Origin of the sequence: Falsiroseomonas selenitidurans, assembly GCF_012103215.1 — a bacterium.
Classification (GTDB): Bacteria; Pseudomonadota; Alphaproteobacteria; order Acetobacterales; family Acetobacteraceae; genus Falsiroseomonas; species Falsiroseomonas selenitidurans.
This window is the reverse complement of record NZ_JAAVNE010000039.1, coordinates 43,625-51,073: the sequence shown is the minus strand read 5'-3', so window position 1 is coordinate 51,073 and position 7,449 is coordinate 43,625. Positions and strand designations below refer to the sequence as shown.

Genomic DNA, 7,449 nt, shown 5'->3' with positions numbered 1-7,449 from the left:
CCGGCCGGCGCGCACCAGGCTGACCTCCGCCGTGGTGCCGCCGATGTCGAGGCCGATGGCATCCGCCGTCCCGGCCCAATGCGCCACCGCCCGCGCCCCGGCCGCCGGCCCGGACAGCGCCAGGCCCAGCGGCCGCGCCAGCGCCTCGGACAGCGGCGCCAGGCCGCCTTCGGCGCGCAGCATCCAGGGCTCCGGCGCCAGCCCCGCCAGCCGCGCCGCCAGCAGCGGCTTCAGCGCCGCATCGGCCAGCGTGGCCAGCGTCCGCTCGAACTCCCGCAGCGCCGGGTCAACCTGGTGCGAGAGCGACAGCGGCAGGTCCGGCCGCGCCGCGGCGATGGCGCGCGCCGCGGCCAGTTCATGCGCCGGGTTCAGCGGTGCGAACAGCAGGCAGATGGCCACCGGCGTGCCGGGCGGCAGGGCGAGCAGCCCGGCCGGCAGCGGCCCCACCGGCGCCACCGCCGCGCCCCGCGCATCGATCCGCCCGGCCAGGCCGAAGCGCCAGGCCGGCGGGGAAAGCCAGAGCGGCGTCGGTGGCGGCGGGTTCGCCTCGTCGGGGTCCGCCTTGGACTGGCGGCCGAGGTCGGGGATGTCGCAGAAGCCCTCCGTGGCCAGCAGTGCCACCGGGCTCGCCGTGCCGGCGAGCAGGGCGTTGGTCGCCAGGGTGGTGGCCAGGCGAAGCCGGGCAACGCGGTGCCGGGGCAGGCCGGCCGCCGCCAGCAGCGCCGCCACCGCCTGCGGCAGCGTCGCCCCCGGATCGGCCGGGCGCTTCAGCAGGATCGGCGCCTCGCCCGGCGCGAAGGCGGCGAGGTCGGAGAAATCGCCGCCGAGGTCGATCGCAACGTCGAAGCCCATCACGCCGCCCAGCGGGTCGGGGCGAAGGGGGCGAGCTCGATCTCCGGGTCGCGGCCGGCGACCAGATGCGCCACCTCCCGCCCGGTGCTGGCGGCGCCGCACATGCCGACATGGCCATGGCCGAAGGCGAACCAGGCATTGTCCACCCGCGGTGCGCGGCCGATGACCGGCAGGCTGTCCGGCAGGCAGGGGCGGTGGCCCATCCATTCGCTGGTGACGCTGGTATCGAGATGCGGGAACATCTCCTTCCCGCGCGCCAGCAGCACCGCTGCGCGGCGGAAATCCGGCGCGGCGCCGAGGCCCGCGAATTCGACGGAGCCTGCCAGGCGCAGGCCCATGCGCATCGGGTTCACCATCAGGTTGTGTTCCACCGCCATCACCGTGTGGCGCAGCGCCAGGTTGTTGCTGCCGACCGTCACATGGTAGCCGCGCTGCGTCTCCAGCGGGATGCGCGGGCCGAGCTGGCCTGCAAGTTTCGCCGACCAGGCGCCGCCGGCCAGCACCACGCCCTCCGTCTCCAGCGTCACGCCGCCATCCAGTTCCAGCGCATGGACGGATCCGCCCTTGATGCGGAAGCCGGTGACGCGGGCGCGGTGCACCTGCGCGCCATCGCGTTCGCATTGCTCGAACAATGCGCGCGTCATCGCCGCGGGGTCGAGCGTGCTGCCATTCTCCGGCGCCAGGATGCCGAAGCGGAAGCGGCCCTTCAGGTCTGGCTCCAGCGCGACGAGTTCATCTTCGGCCACGTCGCGCATCTCGACGCCGAGGGAGCGGCGGAGGTTCATGCCCCAGGCCCATTGCCGCGCGGCCTCCGGCCCCGAATAGACATAGAGACAGCCGGAGCGGCGCATCAGCCCGCTGGCATTGGCGCGCTGCAGCAGCGGCTCGTAGCAATCGAAGATCGGCGCCAGCAGACCGCGCAGCGCGGTGGCGATGCGCACCACCTCGTCGCGCGAGGAATGCTGCAGGAAGCGCGCCAGCCAGGGCGCGACGACCGGCGCATACCACCAGCGCACGGCCAGCGGGCCGAGCGGATCCAGCAGCCAGCCCGGCACCTTCTTCCACATGCCGGGCATGCCGACCGGCAGGCAGGCGGAAGGCGAGAGGGAGCCGGCATTGCCGAAGGAGGTCGCCTCCGCCGGGCCCAGCGGGTCGACGAAGGTCACCTGGTGGCCATCGCGCTGCAGCCAGGCGGCGGTGGCGGTGCCGACGATGCCGTTGCCGATCACCGCGATGCGCATGCTGGTTCCCTGGGCCGATGTTCGAAGACCGAACGAGTGTGCGAATGCTAACCCGCGCGGCGCGCGCGGCGCAACGACCCTACAGGAACTGGCAGGCGAGGTCCGCGGCCTGCGCCCGCAGTGTCGGCAGCACCGCCTCGCGCAGCGCCGCGGCCGTGCCGCGTTCACTGTGCATGCCGATGTTCAGCGCGGCGACGACGCGGCCATCGTGCCGGCGCAGCGGCACGGCGAGGGAACGGAAGCCCTGCTCGGCCTCCTGGTCCACCAGCGCGAAGCCCTCGCTGCGCGCCCTGGCGATGCGGCGGCGGATGCGCAGCGGGTCGAGCTCGGTCTGCGCGGTCACGGCGTGCGGCGGGTGGCGTTGCAGCAGCGCCTCCATCTCCGCCTCCGGCAGCCCGGCCAGCAGCACGCGGCCGAGCGCCGTGCAGAAGGCGGGCAGGCGCAGGCCGACCATCGTCGTCAGGTTCAGCAGCCGCGCCGGCTGGCCATAGGCGATGAAGACGATCTCCGGCCCGTCCAGCACGGCGGCGGAACAGGGCGCGCCGAACTGGGCGCTGAGCTGTTCGCAGCGCGGCTGCAGGATGCTGGACAGGCCATTGGCGCCGAGATACCCGGCGGCCAGGCGCAGCACGCGCGGCGTCAGCCGGAACAGCCGGCCGTCGCTCTCCAGGTGCCCCAGCGTGACCAGCGTGTGCAGCGCGCGGCGCACCGTCGCGCGGGGCAGGTCCACGGCGCGGGCGGCCTCCGCCAGGGTCATCTGCCGCCGCTCCGGCCCGAAGGCCTGCAGCACGGCGAGGCCGCGGGCCAGGGCTTCCAGGAAGTCCGGCCCATGGCCGGCGGCCTCTCGTCGCGTCGCGTCCCCGGCGTTCAGGCGCGGCATCTTTCTCATTCCCGCAATGGCGGCTTGTCGGCGCCGCGTGGCTTTGGCTAGTCTATCGCACAGATGTTCGGTCAGTGAACACTACTGCGAACAGTGCCGCCGGAGCCGCCGCCGCCATGATCTCCTGCCCGACAAGCGCCTGCCGATGATCCCCGCCGAGCAGAATGAACGCCTGACCCGGGTCGGCCCCGCGACGCCGGGCGGCCGCGTGCTGCGCCGCTACTGGCAGCCGATCGCCCTGGCGGATGAGCTGGAGGGTCCGCGCCCGGTGCGTGCCGTGCGCGCGCTGGGCCAGGATTTCGTGCTGTTCCGGGATGAGGCCGGGCGGCTCGGCCTGCTCGACCGCGACTGCCCGCACCGCAACGCCGACCTGGCCTTCGGGCGGCTGGAGGATGGCGGGCTGCGCTGCCCCTTCCATGGCTGGCTGTTCGACGTGCAGGGAAAATGCCTGGACACGCCGGCGGAGCCGGAGGGCAGCACGCTCTGCACCCGCATCCGCCAGCGATCCTACCCGGTGGTGCTGCGCAGCGGCGTGATCTTCGCCTTCCTGGGCGAGGGTGAGGCGCCGCCCTTTCCGGCGCTGGACTGCTTCACCGCGCCGGACAGCCACACCTTCGCCTTCAAGGGCCTGATCGCCTGCAACTGGCTGCAGGCGCTGGAGGTGGGCATCGACCCCGCCCATGCGAGCTTCCTGCACCGCTTCTTCGAGGATGGCGACGCGGCGGATGCCTATGGCAAGCAGTTCCGCGCCACCTCCGACGGCTCCGACCTGCCGATGACCTATGTGCTGCGCGAATATGCCCGGCCGCGGATCGAGGTGGAAACCACCGATTACGGCCTGCGCGTCACCGCGCTGCGCACCATCAACGAGGCGACGACTCATGTGCGCGTCACCAACCTGGTCTTCCCCCAGGCCTTCGTCATCCCGATGAGCGCGGAGATGACCATTACGCAGTGGCACCTGCCGGTGGACGACACGCGCACCTACTGGGTGGCGATCTTCACCAGCTTCGCCAAGCCCGTGGACCGCGCGCAGATGCGCGCGCAGCGGCTGGAATCCTACAGCCTGCCGGACTACCTGCCGAAGCTGGGCGCCCACAACGACTACGGCTTCGACCCCGAGGAACAGGCCAGCGCGACCTATACGGGCATGGGCGAGGACATCAACGTCCACGACCAGTGGGCCGTCGAATCGCAGGGTGCCATCCAGGACCGGACGCGGGAGAATCTGGCGAGCAGCGACAAGGCGATCGCCGCCAACCGCCGCCTGCTGATGCGCGCCATGGCGGCGATGGAGGAAGGCCGGCTGCCGGCGCTGATGCAGGATGCCGCCGCGACCGGCATCGTCGGCCCCGCCACCATCGACACCATGGCGCCGAGTGCCGAATGGCAGGCGCGCTGGCGCGAGGCCGTGGCCCGCCGCCGCGGCGCCGCCCCCTGGGCACCGCCGGCACTCGCCGCCGAATGAGTTTTGTTCAAAAGCACGGGCTGGAGCAGCCCGGGCTGCACGCGGAGGTGCTGCGGCAGATCGACGCGGCGGGCCTCGGCGTGCTGCGCCTGGCCTTCCCCGACCAGCACGGCATCCTGCGCGGCAAGACCATCATGGCCGGCGAGGCCGCCGGCGCGCTGGCCAATGGCGTGGCGATGACCACCACGCTGCTGCTGAAGGACACCTCCCACCGCACGGTCTTTCCGGTTTGGTCCGCCGGCGGGGCGATGGGCGAGAAGGCGATGGAGGGCGCGGCGGACGCGCTGCTGATCCCCGACCCCGCCACCTTCCGCATCCTGCCCTGGGCGCCGCATACCGGCTGGATCCTCTGCGACGCCTTCTTCCCGGATGGCCGACCGGTGCCGCTGGATACGCGCCACCTGCTGCGCCAGCAGGTTTCACGCGCCGCATCGCAGGGCTTCGACTACGTCACGGGGCTGGAGGTGGAGTTCCACCTGTTCCGCCTCACCGACCCGAAGCTGGCGCCGGAGGATGCCGGCCAGCCCGGCACGCCGCCGGATGTCGCGCTGCTGACGCTGGGCTACAACTACCTGACGGAGCTGCGCTACGACCAGCTCGACCCGGTGCTGGAAATCCTGCGCCGCGAGATCCAGGCGCTGGGCCTGCCGCTGCGCTCGATGGAGGTGGAGTACGGGCCGAGCCAGGTCGAATTCACCTTCGGCCCGCAGGCCGGGCTGGCCAGCGCCGATGCCATGGTGCTGTTCCGCAGCGCGGTGAAGCAGGTGGCACGGCGGCATGGCTACCACGCCACCTTCATGTGCCGCCCGCGCATCCCCAACGTGATGTCCTCCGGCTGGCACCTGCACCAGTCGCTGGTGAAGGATGGGCGCAACGCCTTCATCGGGGATGGCACGCTGCTGTCGCAGACGGCGCGGCATTTCCTCGGTGGGCTGCTGCACCATGCGCCCGCGGCGGCCGCCTTCTCCACGCCCACCATCAACGGCTATCGCCGCTACCGCAGCCATTCCCTGGCGCCGGACCGCGCCATCTGGGGCATCGACAATCGCGGCGTGATGGTGCGCGCGCTGGGGGCACCCGGCGATGCCGCGACGCGGCTGGAGAACCGGGTGGGGGAACCGGCGGCGAACCCGTATTTCTATCTCGCCTCGCAGCTCGCCTACGGGCTGGAGGGCTTGGCGGCGCAACGCGACCCCGGCCCGCCGGCCGACACGCCCTATGAGACGGCGGCGCCGCTGCTGCCGCGCAGCCTGGCGGAGGCCTTGGCGGCGCTGGAGGAAAGCGAGGCGGCACGCGCGGCCTTCGGCGACGTCTTCATCGATTATTTCGCGCGGCTGAAGCGCGCCGAGATCGCCCGCTTCGAGGCCGAGGTCTCGGCCTGGGAACACCGCGAGTATTTCGAACTGTTCTGACGGGGAAGGACGGGGCAACGACCCTGTCCGCGAAACGCCGCACGGCCAACGGAAAGGGAAGCGGATGCTTCTGGAGTTGGACGCGGTGAGCAAGGCGTTCCCGACCCGCGGCGGCCCGCCGGCGCGGGTGATGGAGCGCGTCTCGCTCGAGGTGCGGGCGGGCGAGTTCATGGCGGTGCTCGGCCCCTCCGGCTGCGGCAAATCCACGCTGCTGCAGATGGCGGCCGGGCTTCTGCCGCCGACGGAGGGCGTGGTCCGCGTGCTCGGCCGGCCGATCACGGCGCCGCCGCCGGAAGCGGTCTATGTGTTCCAGCAATACAGCCGCTCGCTGCTGCCCTGGCGCAGCGTGCGGGACAATGTGGCCTTCGCGCTGGAACACCGCATCGGCCGCCGGGCGGCGCGCGCGGCGGCGGAAGCGCCGCTGGCGCAGGTGGGCCTGGCCGGCTTCGGCGACCACTATCCCTGGCAGCTGTCGGGCGGCATGCAGCAGCGCGTGGCGATCGCCCGTGCCCTGGCGGCGGAGCCCGCCCTGCTGCTGATGGACGAGCCGTTCAGCGCGGTGGATGCGCTGACGCGGCTGGACCTGCACGCGCTGGTGCTGGAGATCTGCGCGCGGCGGAAGCTGACCGTGCTGCTGGTGACGCATGACGTGGAGGAGGCGATCACGCTGGCGGACCGCATCGCCGTGCTGACGCCGCGCCCGACCACGGTGGCGCAGGTGATCGAGGTCGGCATCGACCGCCCGCGCGACCCCGTGGCCACGCGCGAATTGCCGCGTTTCCTCGAACTGCGCCATGCGCTGCTGGAGCGGCTGATGACGCGCCATGTGGGGTGACCGGGTGCGCGCCGTCCTGCCGGGCGTGGCCGTGCTGGCGCTGTTGCTGGCGGGGCTGGAATGGGCGGTGCAGGCGGGGTTGATCCGTCGCGTGCTGCTGCCGCCGCCATCCGTCATCGGCGCCACGCTGTGGGATCTGCTGGCCAGCGGCGCCTTCGTGGACCCGCTGCTGGCGACGCTGCAGCTGGTGTTCGCCGGGTTTGCCATCGGGTCGCTGATCGGCGTGCTGCTCGGCACCGCCATGGGCTGGTGGCCCGCCGCCTTCCGGCTGTTCGAGCCGCTGGTGGAGCTGGTGCGGCCGGTGCCGAAATCGGCCCTGGTGCCACCGCTGATGCTGTTCCTCGGCATCGGCTTCACCATGAAGGTCACCTCCGTTGCGCTGGTGGTGATCTTTCCCGTGCTGCTGAACACGCTGCAGGGCGTGCGCGGGGTGGACCGGGTGATGCTGGATGCGGCGCGCACGCATGGCTGGGGCAGCGCGCACACGCTGCGCCACCTGGTGCTGCCCGCCGCACTGCCCTTCGTGCTGGCCGGCATGCGCATCAGCCTGGGCCTGGCCCTGGTGCTGGCGGTGCTGGCGGAGATGCTGGCCGGGGAGGGCGGGCTCGGCTTCCTGATCCTCGACATGCAGCGGAGTTTCCTGATCCGGCAGATGTACGCCTGGCTGGTGATCCTGGCTGTGCTGGGTCTGGTCCTGAACGGGATAGTCGCAGCCCTCGAACGCCGGGCGCTGCATTGGCAGAACCGCAACCCATAAGGAG

General features: G+C 72.2%; 7 protein-coding genes. 4 read left to right on the top strand and 3 right to left on the bottom strand.

The genetic code is table 11. The features are described 5' to 3' along the window. From HEQ75_RS20205 to HEQ75_RS20195, 3 genes are all read right to left on the bottom strand, one after another. Nucleotides 1-852 (bottom strand): hydantoinase/oxoprolinase N-terminal domain-containing protein (locus HEQ75_RS20205; RefSeq protein WP_328734501.1); only part of this gene is annotated, 852 nt, incomplete at its 3' end. Then, on the bottom strand, nt 852-2,093 hold the full coding sequence (locus HEQ75_RS20200) for an NAD(P)/FAD-dependent oxidoreductase (RefSeq protein WP_168033928.1): 1,242 nt from the start codon (nt 2,091-2,093) through the stop codon (nt 852-854). The genes HEQ75_RS20205 and HEQ75_RS20200, both read right to left, overlap by 1 nt. 79 nt (nt 2,094-2,172) lie before the next feature. Next, nucleotides 2,173-2,973, bottom strand: a complete 801-nt coding sequence (locus HEQ75_RS20195) for an IclR family transcriptional regulator domain-containing protein (protein ID WP_168033927.1) — start codon at nt 2,971-2,973, stop codon at nt 2,173-2,175. A gap of 145 nt (nt 2,974-3,118) precedes the next feature. Here HEQ75_RS20195 and HEQ75_RS20190 point away from each other — a divergent pair, with 145 nt between their 5' ends. From HEQ75_RS20190 to HEQ75_RS20175, 4 genes are all read left to right on the top strand, one after another. Beyond that, a complete protein-coding gene (locus HEQ75_RS20190) occupies nt 3,119-4,441 on the top strand; it encodes an aromatic ring-hydroxylating dioxygenase subunit alpha (protein WP_168033926.1) in 1,323 nt (440 codons plus the stop codon). Continuing rightward, on the top strand, nt 4,438-5,853 hold the full coding sequence (locus HEQ75_RS20185) for a glutamine synthetase family protein (protein ID WP_168033925.1): 1,416 nt from the start codon (nt 4,438-4,440) through the stop codon (nt 5,851-5,853). Before HEQ75_RS20190 ends, HEQ75_RS20185 begins: the two co-directional genes overlap by 4 nt. An 85-nt stretch (nt 5,854-5,938) precedes the next feature. Beyond that, entirely contained in the window at nt 5,939-6,688 is a 750-nt protein-coding gene (locus tag HEQ75_RS20180) for an ABC transporter ATP-binding protein (RefSeq protein WP_168033924.1), read from the top strand. Continuing rightward, nucleotides 6,678-7,445, top strand: a complete 768-nt coding sequence (locus HEQ75_RS20175; RefSeq protein ID WP_168033923.1) for an ABC transporter permease — start codon at nt 6,678-6,680, stop codon at nt 7,443-7,445. Before HEQ75_RS20180 ends, HEQ75_RS20175 begins: the two co-directional genes overlap by 11 nt. Nucleotides 7,446-7,449 lie beyond the last annotated feature (4 nt).

Bases quoted from the DNA above. Each gene is read 5' to 3' on its own strand.
- HEQ75_RS20185 (WP_168033925.1), top strand. From the start codon at position 4,438: ATGAGTTTTGTTCAAAAGCACGGGCTGGAGCAGCCCGGGCTGCACGCG.
- HEQ75_RS20195 (WP_168033927.1), bottom strand. From the start codon at position 2,973: ATGCCGCGCCTGAACGCCGGGGACGCGACGCGACGAGAGGCCGCCGGC.
- HEQ75_RS20175 (WP_168033923.1), top strand. From the start codon at position 6,678: ATGTGGGGTGACCGGGTGCGCGCCGTCCTGCCGGGCGTGGCCGTGCTG.
- HEQ75_RS20200 (WP_168033928.1), bottom strand. From the start codon at position 2,093: ATGCGCATCGCGGTGATCGGCAACGGCATCGTCGGCACCGCCACCGCC.
- HEQ75_RS20190 (WP_168033926.1), top strand. From the start codon at position 3,119: ATGATCCCCGCCGAGCAGAATGAACGCCTGACCCGGGTCGGCCCCGCG.